Annotated in this window: 18 protein-coding genes; 16 read left to right on the top strand and 2 right to left on the bottom strand. The window is 43.7% G+C overall.

Annotated elements, in window-relative coordinates:
• The first annotated feature begins 8 nt into the window (after window positions 1-8).
• The 8 genes from NLBNIHML_RS05245 (at window position 9) to NLBNIHML_RS05210 (ending at window position 9,746) form a co-directional block, all read left to right on the top strand.
• Window positions 9-1,475 carry a class I adenylate-forming enzyme family protein gene (locus NLBNIHML_RS05245; protein ID WP_494353941.1) on the top strand — a complete coding sequence of 489 codons (1,467 nt, stop codon included), beginning with the start codon at window positions 9-11 and terminating at the stop codon, window positions 1,473-1,475.
• Window positions 1,476-1,521: 46 nt separating this feature from the next.
• The gene (locus tag NLBNIHML_RS05240) at window positions 1,522-2,391 is read left to right on the top strand and encodes a hypothetical protein (RefSeq protein ID WP_339234784.1); all 870 of its coding nucleotides are present in this window, start codon (window positions 1,522-1,524) and stop codon (window positions 2,389-2,391) included.
• Window positions 2,381-2,893 (top strand): NUDIX hydrolase, encoded by a 513-nt coding sequence (locus NLBNIHML_RS05235; RefSeq protein WP_494353940.1) that lies wholly within the window; start codon window positions 2,381-2,383, stop codon window positions 2,891-2,893. The genes NLBNIHML_RS05240 and NLBNIHML_RS05235 overlap by 11 nt, the downstream gene beginning before the upstream one ends.
• Window positions 2,890-3,723, top strand: coding sequence for a class I SAM-dependent methyltransferase (locus NLBNIHML_RS05230; protein ID WP_494353939.1), 834 nt, complete (start codon window positions 2,890-2,892; stop codon window positions 3,721-3,723). The genes NLBNIHML_RS05235 and NLBNIHML_RS05230 overlap by 4 nt, the downstream gene beginning before the upstream one ends.
• A gap of 31 nt (window positions 3,724-3,754) precedes the next feature.
• Window positions 3,755-4,909, top strand: coding sequence for a nucleotidyltransferase domain-containing protein (locus tag NLBNIHML_RS05225; protein ID WP_494353938.1), 1,155 nt, complete (start codon window positions 3,755-3,757; stop codon window positions 4,907-4,909).
• Between the two features lie 42 nt (window positions 4,910-4,951).
• Window positions 4,952-6,145: an acyl-CoA dehydrogenase family protein gene (locus tag NLBNIHML_RS05220; protein WP_494353937.1), complete on the top strand. Its 1,194-nt coding sequence runs from the start codon at window positions 4,952-4,954 to the stop codon at window positions 6,143-6,145.
• A gap of 119 nt (window positions 6,146-6,264) precedes the next feature.
• Window positions 6,265-7,953, top strand: a complete 1,689-nt coding sequence (locus NLBNIHML_RS05215) for an ABC transporter ATP-binding protein (protein WP_494353936.1) — start codon at window positions 6,265-6,267, stop codon at window positions 7,951-7,953.
• Window positions 7,954-7,955: 2 nt separating this feature from the next.
• Window positions 7,956-9,746 carry an ABC transporter ATP-binding protein gene (locus NLBNIHML_RS05210; protein WP_494353935.1) on the top strand — a complete coding sequence of 597 codons (1,791 nt, stop codon included), beginning with the start codon at window positions 7,956-7,958 and terminating at the stop codon, window positions 9,744-9,746.
• Here the strand turns inward: NLBNIHML_RS05210 and NLBNIHML_RS05205 are convergent.
• A complete protein-coding gene (locus NLBNIHML_RS05205; protein ID WP_339255932.1) occupies window positions 9,732-10,793 on the bottom strand; it encodes a cysteine peptidase family C39 domain-containing protein in 1,062 nt (353 codons plus the stop codon). The genes NLBNIHML_RS05210 and NLBNIHML_RS05205 overlap by 15 nt on opposite strands.
• Window positions 10,794-11,151: 358 nt before the next feature.
• On the opposite strand from NLBNIHML_RS05205, the gene NLBNIHML_RS05200 reads away from it, so the two are divergent.
• The 6 genes from NLBNIHML_RS05200 (at window position 11,152) to NLBNIHML_RS05175 (ending at window position 19,598) form a co-directional block, all read left to right on the top strand.
• A complete protein-coding gene (locus NLBNIHML_RS05200) occupies window positions 11,152-12,129 on the top strand; it encodes a hypothetical protein (protein WP_494353934.1) in 978 nt (325 codons plus the stop codon).
• A 94-nt stretch (window positions 12,130-12,223) separates the two neighbouring features.
• Window positions 12,224-12,529 carry a hypothetical protein gene (locus NLBNIHML_RS05195; RefSeq protein ID WP_339255928.1) on the top strand — a complete coding sequence of 102 codons (306 nt, stop codon included), beginning with the start codon at window positions 12,224-12,226 and terminating at the stop codon, window positions 12,527-12,529.
• Window positions 12,530-12,753: 224 nt separating this feature from the next.
• A complete protein-coding gene (licT, locus tag NLBNIHML_RS05190) occupies window positions 12,754-13,596 on the top strand; it encodes a BglG family transcription antiterminator LicT (protein ID WP_253438078.1) in 843 nt (280 codons plus the stop codon).
• 168 nt (window positions 13,597-13,764) lie between these two features.
• Window positions 13,765-15,705 carry a beta-glucoside-specific PTS transporter subunit IIABC gene (locus NLBNIHML_RS05185; protein ID WP_494353933.1) on the top strand — a complete coding sequence of 647 codons (1,941 nt, stop codon included), beginning with the start codon at window positions 13,765-13,767 and terminating at the stop codon, window positions 15,703-15,705.
• 502 nt (window positions 15,706-16,207) lie between these two features.
• A complete protein-coding gene (locus tag NLBNIHML_RS05180) occupies window positions 16,208-18,121 on the top strand; it encodes a beta-glucoside-specific PTS transporter subunit IIABC (protein ID WP_494353932.1) in 1,914 nt (637 codons plus the stop codon).
• A 34-nt stretch (window positions 18,122-18,155) separates the two neighbouring features.
• A complete protein-coding gene (locus tag NLBNIHML_RS05175; RefSeq protein WP_494353931.1) occupies window positions 18,156-19,598 on the top strand; it encodes a 6-phospho-beta-glucosidase in 1,443 nt (480 codons plus the stop codon).
• Between the two features lie 227 nt (window positions 19,599-19,825).
• On the opposite strand, the gene NLBNIHML_RS05170 is transcribed toward NLBNIHML_RS05175, so the two are convergent.
• Window positions 19,826-20,986, bottom strand: coding sequence for a S8 family peptidase (locus NLBNIHML_RS05170; protein WP_091020575.1), 1,161 nt, complete (start codon window positions 20,984-20,986; stop codon window positions 19,826-19,828).
• A 216-nt stretch (window positions 20,987-21,202) separates the two neighbouring features.
• On the opposite strand from NLBNIHML_RS05170, the gene NLBNIHML_RS05165 reads away from it, so the two are divergent.
• Together NLBNIHML_RS05165 and NLBNIHML_RS05160 are read left to right on the top strand one after the other, a co-directional pair.
• Entirely contained in the window at window positions 21,203-21,727 is a 525-nt protein-coding gene (locus tag NLBNIHML_RS05165; RefSeq protein WP_494353930.1) for a GNAT family N-acetyltransferase, read from the top strand.
• 50 nt (window positions 21,728-21,777) lie between these two features.
• On the top strand, window positions 21,778-22,236 hold the full coding sequence (locus NLBNIHML_RS05160) for an SMI1/KNR4 family protein (RefSeq protein WP_339255920.1): 459 nt from the start codon (window positions 21,778-21,780) through the stop codon (window positions 22,234-22,236).
• The last annotated feature ends 42 nt before the right edge of the window (window positions 22,237-22,278 follow it).

The following is a 22,278-nucleotide window of genomic DNA, read 5'->3' as shown; positions in this document are numbered from 1 at the left end:
GCGAGTGGATGAAGGATATGGAACCTCGGTGTATCGGGGAAATACTGTTACATCAGGCAGAACGGAGTCCGGATCGGATTGCCGTAACATTCGGCGAGGAGAAGTGCACGTATAAGCAACTTTTGTCCACAACCGCGGCCTTGCAGTTAAAGATTGAGGACCGTGTTAGGGAAGGCGAAGTGGTGGTGATCTGCTTGCCCAACTCTCCTGCCTATATCCATGCTTACTTCGCGGTTACCTTACTGGGAGCGGTAATCATGCCGCTCTATTCCGGCAGTTCCGAGGCAGAAATCAGGCTGGCGTGCCGCACGGTAGACGCTGCTCTCTGTATCACTACTCACGAGATGAAATCCAAGCTACGTATTCAGAACTTGTCCGTCCTGAGCCAGGAAGATTGGCAGGCACCGGATGAGGAGACCAAGCCCATATACAGGCCTCGTCTTGCAGACGAGGTTGCCTTAATGCTGCAAACGTCGGGAACGACCGGGAATCCCAAAATCGTGCAGCACACTCACCATAGCCTAATTACCAATGTGAAGGCTCATTGCGAATCTCTGTCACTGACGGAGAAAGATACCGTGTTGATTACCCTGCCTATGCCTTTTGGCTATTGCAATACCTCCCAGTTCTTGAGCCACCTGTACCTGGGTGGAGAATTGGTCATTATGACTGGTCTATTTCTACCGTCTTCATTCATGAAAACGATGCAAGAGCAAGACATTACCGTAGTTACTGCAGTACCAACCATGCTGCAAGCGTTGAGCATGCTGAAATCCGATTATAAAGCGCTGCCCCATCTGCGTTATATCTGCTTTGGGGGAGGACAAGTCACGCCTAACATACTGGAATCTGTTCGCAAGAAACTGCCTTCCCATGTGAAAATGGTGCAAACGTACGGCCAAACGGAGGCTGGTCCGCGTATTACAACCAGGATCATTTCGGGAGTATACGAACCATCTAATGTAGGGCAAGCCATACGCGGGGTTGAAATCTCTATAAGAGATGAAGAAGGGAATCGCTTAGGCGTTCATGAACCTGGTGATATATGGATTCACAGTCCCAGCATCATGAAGGGATATTACCTCAATGCAGCAGAGACGGATAAAGTTCTGCAAAACGGATGGCTTCGTACAGGAGATCGAGGTTACTTGGACGAACAAAATAATCTGTGGCTACTGGGAAGAACCAAACTGTTGATCAAAACAGGAGGAAAACAAGTACATCCTGAGGAAATTGAGCGACTGATCATGGAGCACTTTCCACTGGAGCAAGCCATTGTCAAAGGAGAGGCCGACCCCTGGCTCGGCGAAGCACTGGTGGCTTACATCATTCCTCGCAAGTCGGATACACTTGTTGAAGCTACAGACATTTTGCGTTTTTGCCGTTCCAAGTTATCCGCTTACAAGGTACCTAAAAGGGTGGAAATTGTGCAAACCCTTCCGAGAACCGCTACCGGAAAGATCCGAAGAGATTAAGGAAGGAGGAACTCTTCTGTATATTTATCGTTACGGTCCCTTTCATGTGCAGGTAGATTTTGCATCTCGTCTTCATGCGCTTGAGGAACGAACCAGACAATGGTACTCACACGTCTTGATAGATGATCAACCGGAAAAGATGGATCATCACTGCAGGATTGAAGCTTGGGACACAAGCCCTTGGATTAACAACCCGGAACGAGACGAAGTAATTTGGGGCGAAGACCGGGTAGAAATTCGTTCCAGCCTTCAGTTCAATTATAACATCGACTGGGATTCTGCTTGGAACAGCAGACTGCATTTTGTTCAGCGGACGGGGTATGACGAATATGAAGATCGGTCATGGGAATTCTCTCAACGGATTTCTCTTTTTCCCAAATTGATGGACATGAACGCATTTCTCTTGCACTCGGTATGTGTTGTAGGTCAAGACGGAAAAGCGATTATTTTCCTAGGAACAAGCGGAGCCGGTAAATCGACGATTGCCCAGAAAGCAATCGATTCAGGGTACTCCGTCATTACTGATGACACGGCGTTGCTGATGTTTGTCGAGGATGAATTGAGAGTATATGCCACGCCGTATATTTCCCGATCTGGTCTTATTGGACAGCCTGGATTCTGGACGGTCGGTGCGTTTGTTCTGTTGGGGAAGGATGCTGTTAATACTGTCATACCGGCCAGCAGACAACCGTTCGTACAATCTCTGCAGGAACGAATTTTTGAGACACAGTATCTCACTCATATCTTCTCATTCTCCAGCGGAGGACTAGGTGGCGACATTGCCAAACGATTGCTGGGGTATACACGTAAAATTACGAGGCAGTACAAGGCTTATCATCTCCAATTCAATCTGCAGTTGAAGCTGGATGACGTGATGGGCGAATTCCTATCTGGGGAGGGGCAACATGTACGTTAACGTACGCGCTATGATCGAAAGAGTGGTGAACGGTGAGCTTCAACTTTATTTACAGATTCGGGACAAGCCCAATCAACCCAAAGCATGGGAATTGCCTGGAGGGCAACTCGAAGAGTACGAGTCCATGATCGATGGACTGAAACGGGAGGTCAGGGAAGAAACAGGCCTTGAACTGACTCGTATTTCAGGTAAGGATACGTATTTGCAGGTAAGGACAGGCACAGGTTTACTGGAGGGCATTCAACCTTTTGCTGTCTACCAGACACTGGAGGGACCTATCGATTCAATGGGCGTGTATTTTCGCTGCGAAGCTGAAGGCATAGCCTTGCAGTCTGGCGATCAGGCTCGTGACGGACGTTGGATACCTGTCAAAGAATTAAGGCAAATGGCAGAGCAGGATTTGGAAGCCTTCAGCTGGATTGATTCTGTGGGTATCCAGTTGTATCTGCAATCGGAAGAGAATAAACTATTTCAACCATTGGAGAAGGGGGATTTAAGATGAGCAAAACAACACACGACACCATTGCGTATTTCAAAAATAAAGCGGACAAGTACGACTTGGTAGAGGAACAGGCATATTGGCAGCTCTCCGACCAGCTGTTATGGAACGTTTTCAAAAAAGAGGTCTTGGATCGATTACCCGCCGGGTTCACGTTTTTTGACGCGGGTGGAGGGACTGGTCGCTGGTCGCTTAAAGTCCTTCAAGAATACCCGGAGAGCACCGGATATACGTATGATCTGTCGGAAGACATGCTGAGACAAGCGAAGGCCAAACGCGAAGCGAATGATCTTCAGGATAGATGGACGATCCGGCAAGGTGACCTTCATGCTATTGAAGGCGTACAGCCGGCATCGGTGGATGTCTGCTTTAACTTTCATAACGTATTGGGATTTGTGGAAGAGCCGCTTAAAATGCTGCATGAAGTCGTAAAGTTGCTTAAACCCAAGGGATACTTGGTATCGTTTACACCTAATCTGTACCATGCCCTGTACTTTAATATTTCCCTAGGCAGAATTGAAGAGGCACGGAAGTTAACGGGCGGCAAAGGGCGCTTCACGCTTGAAATGCCCGATATTTATATGTTTACTCCCAAGCAGCTTCAAGAATATTACGTTGAATGCGGGCTGAAGGTATTAAATCTTAAAGGCTTCCCTGCCTTCATTTATCCCGGATTTCTGGAGACACAGATTGAGGGTAACACCCAAACCCTAAGCGAGATTTTGTCTGATCCGGCTGTGTTCGAGAGCATTTTGGAGATTGAATCCCAGTATCTTGACGTAGAAAAACTTGTATCGCGTGGAAACAATATTTTTATTGTCGGGCAGAAGTAATTCTCTTCCAAGGCGAAAGGAGCTGTTTTCCATGTCATCAGATTCTACCCTAACCGATGAAGAAAGATTGGTTTTATTGTGTTCAAAACCTGCTCTTCGGAATGCGGAGGTTGAAGATTTTCGTCAATTAATGGCTGCTCACATGGACTGGAGCCGAGTATTCGGCATGCTGCATACCCATGGTGTGATGGGAACCGCATGGCAGAATATCGAGCGTTACTTTTTGGTGAAAGGCACGGAGAAGGCAGTCTACGGCAAATTCGTTAGTTCGGTCAAGCAAATGTATCATATGCAAAAAATGCGAGGCGAACAACAGTGCAGATTCACCCTTGATATTTGCCATGAGCTGGACAAGCGAAGTATTCAATACAGTTTGCTGAAAGGGATCGTACTTTCCCAAGTCGCCTATGGGGATCTAGGAAGCCGGGATTTCAAAGATAATGATATGCTTATACATTCAAGCCAAATTGATGAAGCGATAGCGATTATGAAGGAAATGGGATACGTGCAGGGGATGATTAACTATAAAACGAATTCGGTTACCCCGCTACCTCGCAGGGAAATTATGATCCGATCGATGGTGTCCCATGAAGTCATCCCTTTGATCAAATATATCGAAAATAGTCCGTTTCTCGAATATCATGCGCTGGATTTGCAATTTTCGCTTGATCTCATGACCAGCCGCCGAACAGATACGGCAGTGCAGCAAATGCTGGAGAGAAGCCAGATTATTGATGTTGCAGGACATCCTGTTCGCACTTTGGAATGGGAAGATCTGCTGTTATTCATGCTTATCCATCTTACCCGCGAAGCAACAAGTGAATTGGATGTTATTGCCTACAAGGATATCCTGCTCTATAAATTCATGGACATTCACCGATTCCTGGACAGCCCTCAAGTGAATGTGGATTGGGATAAGGTACTGCAGCGGGCTCAGGATTTGAATTTCCAAAAGGAAGTATTCTATGCCCTGCATTATACGCAGATCCTGTATGGCGAGGCCGGACCGGAAAGATTCCTGGACAAGCTGAATATTGAAGATCGGGAATTCCTCGATCAGGTGTATCGGTACAACAGTGAAGATATTGCTATCCGTTGGCAGAATTCCTTTGAGGAACGTTTATTTGATACGAATCGACCGTTCAAACTTCAGAAGAGCAATCCAATCGTTCCAGGGAAAAGATGAAGCATTTCTGACCAAATCCATTTGAGTGAAAGGGATTTTGATATGCGATATTCGTATGAAGTATCCGAAGTCACGGACACATTGTCCGAGGTAAGAATGGCGGCAAAGCGATTTGCTGAAAGGGCCGGTGACCTCGACCGGGATGGGTCCTTCCCCAAAGAAAATATAGCTGACTTGAAGTCTGCAAGCCTGATGTCAGCATCAATCCCTAGCCGGTCAGGCGGTGAACGGCCTTCACTCCGTTCCTTGTCCTCTATGGCAGAACTTTTGGCAAGCGGGTGCTTATCCACGGGAATGATATGGGCCATGCACATACAGCAGGTGGAGGTATTAATCCGTCAAGAACAGAATGATTTTTCAGATCATCTTCTGTCCAGACTGCAGGAGGAACAGCCCTTAATCGCCTCAGTCACAACTGAAAAAGGAAAAGGGGGGCACTTGCTCTCGTCCCAAAGTCCGATGGTTACCAATGGAAGCTCGCTCTATATTGACCGAGATGCTCCAGTCGTAACCGGCGGTGAGTACGCCGACTGGTTTCTCATCACAATGAAACCTTCTGATGAAAGTCCCGACAGTGACGTTCAACTGGTTTTTGCCGAACGACATCAACTGGAACTGGAAAGTGTCTCCGAATGGCATGCCATGGGGATGAGAGGGACCGGCAGTGTGGGCATGCACATTCGTGGCTCAATTGAAGAAGAACAGCTGATCGGTGCAGCGATAGACTTCAAACCGTTAGCTGTACAGACGATGATTCCCATGGGACATATTTTATGGTCTGCCTGTTGGCTTGGAGCCGCTAAGGGAGTATACGAAGGGTTAATACAACTCATCCGTAATCCGCAAAATCGTTCCCGCTTCAATTTGCAGTCCGAGTTGTTCTATGCAAGGCTTGCAAGGATTCGACTGCAGTTGGACACAGTTAATATATACCTGAACGAGATGATCCAACAGTATGAAGATCATTCCAGTCAGGGGAATTTGAAGCTGCTTGAAGCGCCGCGGTTCAATATTCACATCAATAATCTTAAAATTTTGGCATCAGAGACTCTTTTTCAGGCAACGGATCAAATGATAGACATTGCAGGACTATCCTACGGATATACCGCTAATGACCAGCTTCCCTTGGAAAGGGCTTTTCGGGATTTGCGTTCTGCAAGTCTGATGTATCACAATGATCGGCTGTTACTGGCGAACGGAAAGCTGAATTTAATAGATCACAGGTTGCTGCCTTGAAAGGGCGCAAAGTTTGAGGGTGACATATGAAGGATAATGTCTCAGCAGCAATACAATCTAAACAATCGGTACCTCCCCAAGACTCACTATTTAAAACTTATCGATGGGTCCTTTCTTATGTGCAAAAATATTATGGCATGTTTTGGCTGCTGGTATGTTGCGGTATTGGAGTCACGTTCATTCAGGTTTCCATTCCCAAGGGTGTTCAGTACTTCATCGATATCATCGTTCCATCCGCAGACGTGATCCGATTCCGATGGCTCATTATACTGTTGGTTGCCGGCATGTTTCTGATGTTTGGTCTGATGGCATGGCAAAATCTGTTGCAGAGGTCCATTCAGGAGAAGGCGGCACGAGATCTGCAATACGATATTTTTAGTCATATGAGGAAGCTGGGGTATTCTTATTTTCAACAACGCCCTGTTGGTGAAAGCTTGTCGTTTATGAACACGGAAGTGAGTATTCTGCAGGACTTCTATCGGTTTCTTCTTCCGCATACGATTCAAAACATTGTAGTCTCTATTGTATCTGTCACAGTGATGTGTGCTATTAGCATTCCTTTAACACTGATCATGGTGCCGTGCCTGCTTCTCTATTATCTGGTCGGACCATCCATCGAAAGAAAGGCTACCATCTTGGCCAAGCAGAATACGGAACAGCGCATAGCCTATAATCAAAAAGTATACGAGAGTGTGTCAGCTCTGACCGAAATGCGTGCTCACGGAGCCGAGGACTGGGATTGGAAACGGTTCAAGGGACACATGCAGCCTTTTTTGGATGGAAGGGTTCGCATGTTATGGATGGCCTTTTGGAGGGGAACGATACGCCGATTATCCTATTACGTCGGTGGGGTGGCAGTCATCCTGTACGGCATTCACTTGGTCAAGGAACAGGCGTTGAGCGTAGGAGAGATGTCTGCATATTTGCTTTACTATTTTCAGGTCATGCAAACGGTAACTCTGGTCATTACGGTTATTACGGAGCAGAAAGTTCTGATGCATCAAGCTTCCAAAATCCATCGCTTCATGCAAACAGAACCTCAGGTTGTCGAAGAGGCCGCACCTATCTGCTTGAAGGAAATCAGAGGAGAGATTCGGTTCGAACACGTCACATATCGATACAACAAGGGTCCGGAAGTGCTCGCGGATTTTAATCTGGTGATTAAGACCGGTCAACGAGTGGCCATCGTAGGTCCGAGTGGACACGGAAAATCTACCCTGCTTCAGCTTCTGGTTCGTTTTTATGATCCACAGCAGGGCGAAATTCTGTTGGACGGTGTACCTATACGAAAACTTTCATTTGCACAATTGCGAGAAAGTATAGGATATGTGTCTCAGGAAACGTATCTTTTTGGCGATACCATTCGCAATAATATTCTTTTTGGTCATCCGGATGCGACAGAGGAAGACATGATCCAGGCGGCCAAGGCCGCATATGCTCATGATTTCATCTCTGCTCAGCCGGATGGATATGACACGCTGCTTGGGGAAAGAGGCGTTAACTTGTCCGGAGGTCAAAAGCAACGTATATCCATTGCACGTATGTTTATCAAGAAACCTTCTATTCTATTGCTTGATGAGGCAACGTCCGCGCTTGATACAGCGAGTGAACAAGAAGTACAGCAAGCCCTGGAACGTCTCCTGCTAGGCCGGACGACCATTGCTGTTGCTCATCGGTTATCTACCATTAAGGATTATGATGTAATTGTTGTACTCGAACATGGACAAATTTGGGAAATGGGAAGCCACGAGGAATTGATGAGAAGACAGGGAGCGTATTATCAGCTGAATTCGGGAGAGGAGGGGTGAGCATGTCGCTGAAACAGCATATTCACTTTCTGAAAAAATATATCATGTCGCGTCCCTCATTGCTGCTCATCTCCATCATTCTGATGTCCCTGGAGTCATTGTCTTTCCTGAGTATCATCGGCCTCCAGCAGCGTCTCATTGACAATATTTTATTACAAGGCCAATATGAGCTTGTGCCAGAGATCGTCTGTCTTTTTGTGCTGGCTTTCCTTCTTTATGCCGTGCTGTTTACCTATGCTCCGCACATGATGCATCGAAATCAATCCGTTATTCAATCCCATATGGCCGATGATTTTATGTCCTATGTATACAGAATTCCAATACGTCAATTGCAAAAAGAACGCATAGCCACATATGTGCATTACATTACCCAGGATCTGGACAAGGTTGCCGATATGATCGGAAATCAGATTCCTCGCGGTATTCAGCAGCTATTTGTTGTTCTGTTTGTAGCTGTCATGATTGGCATGGTCAGTCCAGTCATGCTGATTGCCTGTTTTGTACTGGGTACGGCATACGTGATTCTTGGCAGATTCTTCGCAGTTAAACTGAAGAAGGCAGCCGGCCATGTTCAGAAGGCGAAATCCGATGTGCTCGTTCATATTGAGCAAGGGATCTCGTCCACCCGAGAGGTGCTGGCTTATCACAGACTGGACTGGGAGAAAGAGAGATATGACAAGCTGTACAATACGTATTATGAGAAAGTAATGCAGGAAGGCAAACAAGTGAATCTCAAAATGATTACTAGCGAACCCCTGAATTGGGGAGTAAGAGTGCTCATTCTTGGATATGGAGGTTTGCTCGTCCTACAAGGCGAACTATCCATTGGCATGTTCGTTGTGCTTTTCCAGCTTGGATTCCAGTTTATCCAATACTTACAGGATTTGTTCAATTCATTCATGGACTGGTCCGCAGGCGGTGCCAGCGTGGAAAGACTGCTCAACGTGATGGAAGGGGAGCAAATGGAGGAAGGCAACTCTCCTGTACCTTTGCCGTTGCAAAGCATATCTTTTAACCATGTTGACTTTAGCTACGAGCCAGGGCGAAATGTTATATTGAATAATCTGACCTTCGACATTCCTATGGGACTTAAAATTGCCATTGTTGGTACCAGCGGTTCCGGAAAGTCAACCATTGCCCAACTCCTCATCCGTTATTTCGATCCGGATGCCGGTTGTATACTGGTGAATGGTAAGCCGCTCAACCAATTGTACCGTTCAGACTGGACAGAGCGTATAGGCATTGTATTTCAGGAACCTTATCTTTTTCCGGATACCATTCAAAACAATCTTTTAATGGGAACAGAAGATGAGCAGTGTGCCAATTTGATGAGATCCGCTTGCGAGGCAGCACAAATCAATGATTATATCGTGAGTCTGCCGGAGGGATACGATACTTTTATTGGTGATCGGGGGATCACCTTGTCTGGAGGCCAGCGTCAGCGTCTTGCCATCGCCAGAGCCTTAATTCAAAACAGAGACATTCTGATATTGGATGAAGCAACCTCGGCGCTGGACTTGACAACAGAAAGACGCCTGCAGCAAGCTATTGACTGTTACCGTAAAGGGAAAACAACCATCGTTATTGCTCATCGTCTATCAACGATTCAAAATGCGGATCTGATTTTTGTCATGCATAAAGGGGAGATGGTTGAATCAGGGACGCATGATCAACTGTTGAATCGAGAGGGATTGTACCGGGATATGGTCAGTCTACAGGACTTGAATGGAGAAGGACAACAAACGGACCTTCTCCAGAGTTTGAACCAAAGTGGGCCGTCAGCTTTGGCTTAATATCGGTTTGCCACTGCGAATACCCCGACTGTTGAAATCATTTAATAACAGCTCAAGTGATTCTTTCTCCAGTTGGTAGAGAGCACCTAATCTGCCCATCAAGCTGATGATATGATCCTCACGTTGGGTCATGCCGTATTTTAAAAACTGATTCAGGATAATCGTTGCTTCTTGTTCAACTCGAATATAGTTATCTTTAAACTTTACGGGAAAAACATAGTGGCCTTCCTGTTCTATATATTTAATTTTGAGATTCATAAATTTTTTGTGTTCTTTCAACGTATACAACAAACGTGTATCAATGGTTCGCTGCTTGGAAAGCATCATTTCAAAAAACATGATTAGTTTATGATAGATATCCAGACCGAAGGTTCGATCCGAATAAAGCGCTGGCGTATAAAAGCTCTTGAAGTTTTCCGTTTCATTACGAGAGGTATAGTAGTTTTCCATACACTCGGCAAAGTAGGAGAGAGAAAACTCATAAATTTTTCCATTGTGGTACTCCGGGTTAATCTTTAACAGATGGGTGAAGTTAAGATAATCATCATAGATATCACAGTGCTCGAACGCCGTCTTCAGATCATCATAAGAGACGGTTGTTCGAGAATAAATCCGATACTTGAAGAATCCAGCAAGCTGGAACTCCCGTGCGGTGTCATCATATCCATAGATCATAACCGCATGTGCAAAACGATAATTGCGAAACGAAGGCGTATCAGGAATATAATATTCATCCACGTGAGTCCATACGTAATACCCGGAATCGATCTGATCCTTAATAAACGAGATGAAATCGGGAATTGACCCCAAGATTAGATCGCGGTGCAGTCGCTGTGAGTCTTTGAACCAGGGATTAAAGTGATGTTCCGGTGTCTGTACGTAGAAGTCCAGGAAAATCTCGTCATTTTTCCAATCGGATAGAAATAGATTCGTATAATTCGAGTAAATCCAAGGTTGGCACTCCTGATGGTCAGAAATAATGGAAAGATAAAAGGCATGTTGAGGATAGTTTGAAATGAGAGGATCACAAAGAGGCAAAGTTTTCATCAATGGTGCTCCCTTCACTAGATAAATTTTTTACTCATATACCTTAATTATGGGAGATTATTGCTTGTTTATTTGTATTTTAGTATATATTTGTTAAAAATTCAAATATTTAAATAGTCACAGATATTCAAAATTGTAAAAATAGCGATATTTCATTAGATTTCTACTTTTTTTGGAAATGAAAATTAGTATTCTGGCTATTTTTGCCGGAGAGGGTTGCGTGGAAAGGAACACTAAATTCAATGCAAATGATCGGGAGTGTTTACCCGTACTTATATATTAACATGTGAACTTTTGCTTTATAATCTGGCTTAAAAGAATGCTTAGGTTTAACAACAATGTCCTAGGGAGAGACGTTATGATGGTGAAAATTGAATTACCCATTCAAGATACTATTATCAACACATTTAATGTTTATGGTAGTATTTCATCTATTATATCTAACAATAAAAAGTGCTTCCCCTGGTTTTATAATAATTTTATTCAAATTCGATATGTGTATGATTGGGATACGTTTTTTTTTGATAACCATCATTTATTATTGGATAATTGTCCTTGGTTAAATCATCATATAGTTCCTCGTTTCGTTATCGAAAGTAAGTGGGATTCAATAGTAGATTTCATAGTGCACTCAATAAAATTGGGTCATTATGTTTACTTGTATGTTGATCGATATTCCATATCTGCTTCTAAGGCCTATCTAAAATGGTCTCATGTACATGAGATCTTTATTTATGGGTTCAATTCAGAAAGTAAGAGGTTTTTGATAGCCGACAATTTATCTGATGGGAAATATGTACAGACTGAATGTACATTTGAAGAAATTGCACAGGGACATAACGCAATCGAAGTAAGTAATAATTTTTTTCTCAACATTCACTTATTAAGTAAGAAAGAGGAGGAGGAATATACTTTAAATCTTCCCCAAATTATATTGTCCATTGAAAATTATCTCAATTCAGTTATTACACTGGATGTTTCTTTCAAAGAAAAAACTCTGTTTGGTCAAAATGCAATATTATTTTCAGTAGATAAAATGATAAAGGATGAAAACAAACTACTAGACAAAAGAGCGTTTCATTTATTCTTGGAGCACAAGAAACTAATGTTGAGTCGAATTAATTACTTAATCCATGTAAACGAACTAAAATATGAACATGTCTCAGAAAGTTACAAAGACATCCTAAGAAGATTCGAAATTATAAAAAACTTGTCTTTAAGATATAACATAACCAAGGACCGGGATGTTTTATTTAGGATCAGAGATCAGATATTAGATGGCCTGTATGAAGAAAAGCTTATTTTGGATGAAATGATAAAGCTAATATCCAAGTGAAAAGTGGCAAAGTTTATTTAGACACGATTCAATTTGTAAGCTGAGACCCAGCTACCTTAGCAGAAAAGATAGTTTATAGAGAGGGGCATTACACATGTATTTTGTTATATTTTTGCTCATAGGACTTGTTTTATGTTACTTGTTCCCATTTGGTCCAATAGTGGCAGGTGGCATTATTTTTGCACTTGTTGTGGACCAATATCGCCAGACGATGCATATGCGTGATGATATCCGAGACATCAAGAATCATCTGGGGTTAATGAACAAAGGCGAGGCGCAGGAGTACGAGATGAATAAAGAATACAAGCAAGTCGATCGTTTGGATTCAGAACAGATGGATATCATTAATCGAAGAATTGAAGCGGAACTGGAGAAAGAAAGCAAAAACAATAAATCGTAAATTATTGTAAAATGATTCTTGTTTTGCTTACGCTTGTGAGTATATTTACCTAGATCGGGAGTCATTTTAATAAGATAATATCTTTTTGTTGCACTGTGTAGAACTTTGTAATATTATGAGGGAAGCGCGTACAACATATCGGGTTGTAACTGTTGAATCAGGCAAAGCCGTTTACCTTGAGAAAAGGGACTGGTTTGTCTTTTTCTGTATATTGGAGTGATAAAGTGAAAATCGAGAAGGTGCTGAACAATAATGCTGTAGTTGCCATGAATGACGAACAACAGGAAGTTATTATCATTGGCCGGGGGATTGCTTATCAGAAGCGGGCGGGTGATATGGTTTCCGAGCAGCATATCGATAAGATATTTACTTTACAGAATGAAGATATTCAGGAAAACTTCAAGGCATTAATCTCAAGCATTCCTTTGGAATACATGAAAGTGTCCGAGGAAATCATCGCTTATGCCAAATTAAAACTTGGCAAGAAACTGAATGAGAGCATTTACTTGCACCTCACAGACCATATTCACTTTGCCATTGAGCGGTATCGCAAGAATCTGCCTATACGCAACGGGTTGATCTGGGAGACGAAGCAGTTATACAAAGAGGAATACGAAGTAGGAATGGAAGCGCTCAACATGATCTGTGATCAGTTTGGCGTAATTCTGCCCGAGGACGAAGCCGGTTTTATGGCACTTCACTTTGTCAATGCAGCTTTGAACGAGGAAATGCCCAACATCAAGAGTATGACGCAGGTCATGCAGGAAATCTTGACGATCATCAAGTATCATTTCAAGATTGATTTTGATGAGAACTCACTGACATTCTATCGCTTTGTGACGCATTTGAAGTTTTTCGCTCAACGTTTGGTGAAGGGAAAACATTACAAGAGCAACAACGACGATGAACTGTTCCTGATGATTCAGAAAAAGTATCCAGCAGCGCACAAGTGCTCGGAGAAAATCAAGAAGTTCATTGAAAGCAACTACACCTATCAACTAACTGACGAAGAAATCATGTACTTAACGATTCATATTGAGAGAGTTGTGAATGCAACTTCTGAATAATCCCATAGATCAGCTTGCAGGGTTGCAACCACTAGGGCAAAACCTGAACGATTGAATGATAGAACATACCGTTAACCGGATGTTCCGTACATTCAGATGTTCAGGTTTTTTTATTCTCTCCAATAGGTTTCGAATCCGTCTCTAACCAGAAAGGAAGAAAGTAACTTCATGAAACATGAGCAATTAGCCAAAGACATTCTGTCTGGCGTTGGTGGTAAACAGAACATTAACAGCGTGGTGCACTGCGCAACCAGACTTCGTTTCAAATTAAAAAATGACAATAATGCCAAAACAGATGAACTCAAAAATCTGCCCGGAGTCATAACAGTCATGCAAAGCGGTGGGCAATATCAGGTTGTTGTGGGTAACGAAGTGTCTGATGTGTATAAAGCCTTGCTACAGGTTGGCAATATGAGTACTGATGGACCAGTCTCTAGTGATGATGGGTCTGAATCTTCCGGCAAAAAAGAAAGTCTTCTGGGTCAGTTTATCGACTTGATCTCAGGTGTATTTACACCGATTCTCGGTTTGCTTGCTGCAACAGGGATGATCAAAGGTTTCTTGTCCATGTTTACTTCTCTCGAGTGGCTGGACCCGGCTTCGGGAACATATCAATTGTTGAATGCTGCAGGAGACTGCCTATTCTACTTCTTCCCCATCTTCTTGGGTTACACGGCAATGAAAAAATTCGGTGGATCTCCATTCCTCGGGATGGCCATCGGAGCATCACTTGTATATCCGGCCTTAACCGGTCTAAGTGGCGGGGAACCGTTATATACGTTGTTTACAGGCACATTGTTTGAATCACCGATTCATATCACGTTCCTGGGTATTCCTGTTATCCTGATGAGTTATTCCTCATCCGTAATTCCGATTATTATAGCTGCCTATTTTGGAGCAAAAGTAGAAACGTTCTTCAAAAAGATTATTCCCTCTGTTGTGAGAACGTTCCTCACGCCATTCTTTACCATTCTGATTGTTGTACCTGTAACATTCCTCTTGATTGGTCCAATTGCGACATGGTCTAGTCAGCTGATTGGTGCTGGGGTATCAGGCATCTATGGATTGAGTCCATTGGTAACCGGTATTGTTGTTGGTGGATTGTGGCAAGTATTGGTTATCTTTGGGCTACACTGGGGAATTGTACCAATCATGTTGCTGAATCTGTCTACACTGAAAGCAGATCCGATTCTGGCCATGATGTTTGCTGCTTCCTTTGCTCAGATTGGTGCCGTTCTTGGCGTTATGCTTAAAACGAAAAATACCAAACTGAAATCACTGGGTGTTCCTGCCTTTGTATCTGGTATCTTTGGTGTAACGGAACCTGCAATTTATGGCCTAACTTTGCCGTTGAAGAAACCATTTATTATGAGCTGCATTGCTTCTGCAACGGCTGGAGGTATTATTGGATTCGCTGGTTCCAAAATGTTTGTATTTGCTTCAGGCATCTTCGGTGTTCCAGCGCTCATTAGTCCCACAGAAGGGATCAACTATGAATTCTGGATGGCCATGATGGCTACGATTATTGCTTTTGTATTAGGCTTTGTTCTCGTTTATTTTGTAGGATTCAAAGATCCTGCTAATCCAGAGGCTGCAAAACAGGCTCCTGAGCCAGTAAAAGAAGAGAAGGCTGCACTTGAACCTAATCCAAACAATCGTTATGAAATTGCCAGCCCGATGACGGGTGAGGTGGTTCCTTTGCAAGAAATTGATGATGCTACTTTTGCTGGTGAACATATGGGTAAAGGTATTGCGATTCGTCCAACCAGTGGAAGAGTCGTATCCCCGATTAATGGTGTGGTACAGACGATTTACCGTACCAAACATGCGATTGGACTTGTAGATGATCAAGGTATAGAGATTCTAATCCACATCGGTCAGGATACGGTACAGCTCAAGGGTCAGCATTTTACAGCACATGCAAAAGACGGGGATCGTGTGAGTGTTGGCGATTTGATCGTTGAATTCGATCTTCAAGCTATTATTGAGGCGGGATATGAGACCGTCACACCGATTATTGTAACCAATACAGCTGATTATTTGGACGTGGTTGCGACAACAAATCGTGAAGTGCAAGAAAAGGATAAATTGATTACGATTATTGGTTAATTCTGTCCGTATCTTATAAAGACCTGCAAGCTGCACACGTTGAAAAAAAGTGATCTCTTGCGGGTCATTTCTATGTTATTTCGATCAGAAACAATGCATGGAACGTCATGAATTGACCGGTAAATATATTCATGTTGTTAGAACGACAGGTCATTGATGATTATTCAATAATTTATTAAAATAAGTGTTGCAAACGTAGTTCAGATGTACTATGATGAGTTCAAGAAGTAAGCGCATACATCAATCGGGTTGTAACTGTTTAATCAGGCAATTCCGACCATTCTCAGTTCAGAGGATATGGCATGCAAATTACTTTCACTAGTAAAATAATTAAATACCAATGTGTACAGCCTTACAGGGTTGCAACCGTTAAGGGCAAAACCTGAATTGCTGAATAACACGACTGATTTCCGGACGATCCGGTATGTTGTGTATGTTCAGTGGTTCAGGTTTTATTTGTTTCAAAAGTAATGGGGAGTTCACTTAGAGAGGGAGAATTACAATGAGCAACTACGATCAATTAGCTAAGGACATTCTGTCACGTGTAGGTGGTCGCGAGAATGTAAACAGTGTATTCCATTGCGTAACAAGGCTGCGGTTTAAACTAAAAAATGAAAGCGTAGCCAAAACGGAAGAACTTAAAAATCTGCCAGGTGTTATTACCGTCATGCAGAGTGGTGGACAGTATCAAGTTGTTATCGGCAACGAAGTGCCGGATGTATATAAAGCAGTTGTTAAAGCAGGAAATTTGTCTGCTGAAGGTCAGATTGATGAAAATGAAGTAGACTCTGCTCCTAAAGGAAATCTCTTTAACCGTTTTGTAGACATGATCTCCGGCGTGTTCACACCAGTTCTTGGTTTACTAGCAGCCACAGGGATGATCAAAGGTTTCACGGCGATGTTCGTGTCGCTGGGTTGGATCGACAATACTGCTGGTACGTATGCCTTATTGAATGCCATAGGAGATTGCTTATTCTACTTCTTCCCGATCTTCCTTGGATACACAGCTATTAAAAAATTCGGTGGAAGTCCATTCCTAGGTATGGCTATTGGTGCATCGTTAGTCTACCCAACACTTGCGGGAATTCGTGCTGGAGAACCGTTATACACTTTGTTTGCAGGCACTTTGTTCGAATCACCGATTCGGATCGAGTTTCTAGGTATCCCGGTTATTTTAATGGATTATGCTTCATCCGTTATTCCGATTATCGTAGCAACGTTCTTCGCGGTTAAAATCGAACGTTTCTTCAAAAAGGTTATGCCTAAAGTAGTCAGCAATTTCCTAGTTCCATTTTGTACTTTGCTAGTTATTGTACCCGTAACATTCCTGGTAATTGGACCGGTTGCGACATGGGCGGGCCAACTGTTAGGTGCATTCACATCTTCGATTTATGGACTGAGCCCTTTACTTACAGGACTTGTAATCGGCGGTTTGTGGCAAGTATTCGTATTGTTCGGACTCCACTGGGGACTCGTTCCATTGGTATTCGTTAACCTTGCAACGCTTGGCTACGATTCGATTCTGGCATTGTCTTTTGCAGCTTCCTTTGCTCAAATTGGTGCAGTGCTTGCGGTTACACTGAAAACGAAAAGTCAAAAAATTAAAACGCTTGGTGCACCTGCGTTTATATCCGGTATTTTCGGTGTCACTGAGCCAGCGATTTACGGTGTAACATTGCCATTGAAAAAACCATTTATCATGAGCTGTATTGCTGGTGGTATTGGTGGAGGTATCCTTGGTTTTGTCGGAACTAAAGGTTATATCATTGGTGGTCTTGGAATCTTCGGTTATCCGAGCTATGTAAGCCCTACGGAAGGAATGAATTCCGTATTCTTCTGGACTGTTGCAGCAACCATTATTGCATTCATCCTTGGTTTCATCTTGACATATGTTGTTGGTTTCAAAGATCCGGTTGACAAAGCGTCTAAACCAGCACCAGTACTTGATCCAAATCCGAACAGCAGATACGAAATCGTAAGCCCAATGGCTGGTGAAGTCGTTGCACTGAAAGATATTAATGACGTAACGTTTGCAGGAGAGCACATGGGTAAAGGGATTGCGATTCGTCCAACCAGCGGTAGAGTGGTATCTCCAATTACGGGTATTGTTCAAACCGTATATCGTACCAAACACGCCATTGGTCTTGTAAGCGATGATGGTGTAGAGATGCTGATCCACATTGGACAGGATACGGTCAAGCTGAAAGGCGAGCATTTTACAACCCATGTGAAAGATGGAGACCGTGTTAACGCAGGTGACCTGATTGTTGAGTTTGATCTGCAAGCGATTAAGGATGCTGGATATGAGACGGTAACACCGATTATTGTCACGAATACTTCGAATTATCTGGACGTTGTAGGAACGAAAGATGCATCCGTTCATGAGAAAGATAAATTGATCACGGTATTAAGCTAATTGAAATCACAGATGGTTTAGGAGGAATTCCTCAATGAATGATAAATTTACAGCCTTCCCGGAGAATTTTCTCTGGGGAGGAGCAACCGCAGCGAATCAATTGGAAGGTGCCTATCTGGAAGGTGGCAAAGGGTTAACTACTGTAGATCTAATTCCGATTGGTGCCAATCGATGGAATATTGCTCTGGGTAACCTTGATTCGTATGAGCCAAAAGCAGGTGAATTCTATCCTTCACATGAAGCTATAGACTTCTATCATCGGTATAAGGAAGATATTGCGCTATTTGCAGAAATGGGATTCAAGTGCCTGAGACTCTCCGTAGCCTGGGCACGGATTTTCCCTAATGGGGATGAATCGGAGCCAAATGAAGCAGGCTTGCAATTTTATGATGATGTATTTGATGAGTTATTGAAATACAACATTGAACCTGTTGTGACGATCTGTCATTTCGATGTACCTGTACATCTGGTCGAGACTTACGGCGGGTGGAAGAATCGCAAGATGATCGGTTTCTTTGAGAAATATGCGACGACGCTATTCAATCGATACAGGAATAAAGTGAAGTATTGGATGACGTTTAATGAGATCAATATGCTACTGCATCTTCCTTATATCGGAGCAGGCATTGTTCTTCAGGAATGTGAAGACAAAGAGAAGGTCCTGTACCAGGCAGCGCATCATGAATTGGTAGCCAGTGCCCTTGCTGTGAAGGCCTGTCATGAGATCATTCCTGACGCACAGATCGGCTGTATGTTAGCCGCTGGCATGGTCTATCCATACAGCTCTAATCCGGATGACGTGTGGAAGGCTATGGAGAAAGATCGCGAGTCATTTTTCTTCATTGACGTGCAGTCGAAGGGAGCATATCCGGGTTATACCAAAAGATTTTTCAGAGAAAATGATATTCAGATTGAAATGCAACCAGAAGATGCAGATATCTTGATGCAGAATACGGTTGATTATATCGGTTTTAGCTACTATGCAAGCCGTTGTACAAGTACGGACCCTGAAATTTTGAAAGATTCGACTGAGGGTAATGTGTTTGGTTCAGTGAAGAACCCGTATCTGAAAGCATCCGAATGGGGATGGACGATTGATCCTAAGGGGCTTCGAATTACGTGTAATCAGCTGTATGACCGCTATGGCAAACCTTTGTTTATCGTGGAAAATGGACTTGGGGCGACCGATGTGTTGTTAGACAATGACGTCGTTGAAGATGACTATCGTATCGAATATCTGAATAGTCATTTTGCCGAGATGGCTGAAGCGATTCAAGACGGTGTAGAGCTCATAGGTTACACAAGCTGGGGACCGATAGACCTGGTCAGTGCGGGTACCGGAGAAATGAAGAAGCGGTATGGCTACATCTATGTAGACAGAAATAATGATGGCACGGGCACACTTCGCAGAGTGAAAAAGAAAAGTTTTCATTGGTACAAAGATGTCATTGCGAGTAATGGCGCACAATATTTCTGATAGGTGTTCGACGCTATAGAATTGACAAAGGGCAGTCTCGTTATTACAAGATTGCTCTTTGACTGGCAACCGAGAAAATCGATTGGGATCATTTATATGCCAAATGGGAACAAAAGACGAATACTTTTAAAGCAAAAGAAGTAGCATCTTACATGCAGATGCCCTTCTTTTTTTATTCGTGAAAAGCGGAAAGGATATGCCCGGCAATCGTGAGGATAGTTAGTGTATCATGGCACCTGTAAGCTCCTATAGGCATTCAATCGTCCGTAAGTCCAGTAGACACCGGAGCCGGATACTGGATCAGAAGCGAAGCATAGTGCATCCCGAATCTGGGCATTGGTTTTACCTTGTGCAGCGAGAAGTGCGGCTACTCCAGCCACATGTGGTGCTGCCATGGATGTTCCACTTAGGTAGGCATAGGAACCACCCAGATAGGTGGATAGGATGGTATCTCCTGGTGCAGCCATATCGACCCACGAACCATAGTTGGAGAAATTGGATTTGAGATCGGAAGGATTGGTTGAAGCGACAGCAATGACGTTGGGATACGATGCGGGTACGATCGGGAATGTAGTGTTGTCGTTGCCGGCTGCAGCAATAATTACGGCTCCACGATCCCAGGCATACTGCACAGCAGCTTGGAGGAATGCGTCTCCCATCGGACCACCAAGGCTCAGGTTAACCACCTGTACACCGTTATTGGCAGCATAGACAAGACCGTTACCGACATTACCGACCGTTCCTTGCCCGTTGTTATCCAAGACCCGGAGCGGAACGATGGATGCAAGTGGTGCAGCGCCTGCGATTCCCACACCATTGTTGGTAACAGAAGCAGCGATCCCTGCTACATGGGTACCATGTCCGTTCCCGTCTTCAGGGATATTATCATAATCAACATAATCGTAACCGGGTATGAGCTTGGAAGCCAATTCTGGGTGGTTTAGCTGTACACCAGTGTCGATAATGGCGATTTTAACAGAGCTGTTACTTTGAGTGATATCCCATGCAGCGGGTGCATTGATTTTGGACAGGTTATACTGGTAAGGGAAGAAAGGGTCGTTAGGGGTGAAGGAAGCCTCAACAAGGTAATTTGGCTCTGCATGTTCAATCAACTCATGATCTTTGTAATGTTTCAGGATCCGGTGCATTTTTTTGCGGGATTCCACACGGTACCAACCCAAATCCTCGTATGTTTCCGCGACTTTACATCTCCCTTTTTTGTGAAGGGTGTGCATTTCATCTGGTGTTGTACCTTCCTTGAATTTGACTAAGAGCTGCTTGGGAGCATGGGGGTGAAACTTGCTCTCGGCACGTTGGTCCAGAAAACGATACACGAACACGATTATTGCTAGCGAAATGAAACCAAAAACACCTAACCATAACCACATGAGCGTTTCTCCCTCCAACATGGATTGTGACACGCCTTATCGTATGCGAACTCTATCAGACTGTGAGGGCATGTTTTTAATTTGGTTAGTAGTGTAGATAGATTGATAGGGAGGGACAAATTCGGTAAGATGAGATGAAGAGAGTCGATCTGACATGGCATGAAGAAGGATCAAGGAAATGCCTAGAGATCGCTCCCAATATAGAGGAGAAGGAATGTGGATCTTTTGACACAACTTCAGAGTATACCGACAGTAACACCAGTTCAGGCACACCAGATTCATGATGCCATTGATTTTGCCATGCGTGTACGTAGAGAAGTGTTTCCCATGATGGATCACACGAGGTTACCTGTGGATTTAGAGCAGTTCACTGAACATTATCTGGTATCCAATGAATCGATTTTTCTTGTTGCAATGATGGGGGATGCGGGCATCGTCGGAACGATTGGAATATTACCATATGATGGACGTATTCAGGCCGTAGACGGTCGATATGCAGCCCAATCTGCAGCCGAAATTGTGAAATGTTATGTAGATCCTGCGTATCGCAGATATGGCATTGGGTCCATGCTGGTAAAAGAACTGGAGAATGTGGTGAAGGATATGCACTATACTACGCTCTACTTGCATACACATCGCTTCTTGCCAGGAGCCATAGATTTCTGGAAGCGTCAAGGGTTTACGGTTATTGCTGAGGAAAATGATGACTGGCAAACTGTACATATGGACAAGTTGGGATGAAGGTAATCATAACTCAATGACATTACAATGGTATTGGAGGAGATCTATCCATGTATTCAAGTCTGATTGAGAAATTGGAACATACCGAGGCTATACGCTGGTTCCCGAACCATCAAGTTCAAGAGAGCTGGATTGTTGAAGTTGAACAAGAGTTGGGCTTTTCGTTACCCCCATCCTATCGCTGGTGGCTTCTGAATTATGGTCAAGCGCTGTTAAGCGGAACAGAAATTCTGACGATTACGTCTTCGGAACACCGAGAGTATACCGATGCTGACATTTTGTATAGATACCGACTTGCCGATGAAGACGCAAAGAAGGAAGGGAAGCTGGAGCTGTTTGTGCCGGACGAGGATGAATATTACTACTTTGATACGCAGACGGCTGATCACCTTGGGGAGTTTAAAGTGATGCGTTTGGATTACTTTAATGGGGAACCTGAGGTATACGCGGATTCTTTTGCCGGATTTTTGGAGAAGTTGATCGATCAGCGAACACCACGAAATAGGTGATTTTATATCAGGAAAATGCCTGTCGGCACTCGCTAGGTTAGA

The sequence above is a fragment of the Paenibacillus sp. JNU01 genome, from assembly GCF_059130585.1.
This window is presented reverse-complemented; position numbering and strand designations above follow the sequence as displayed.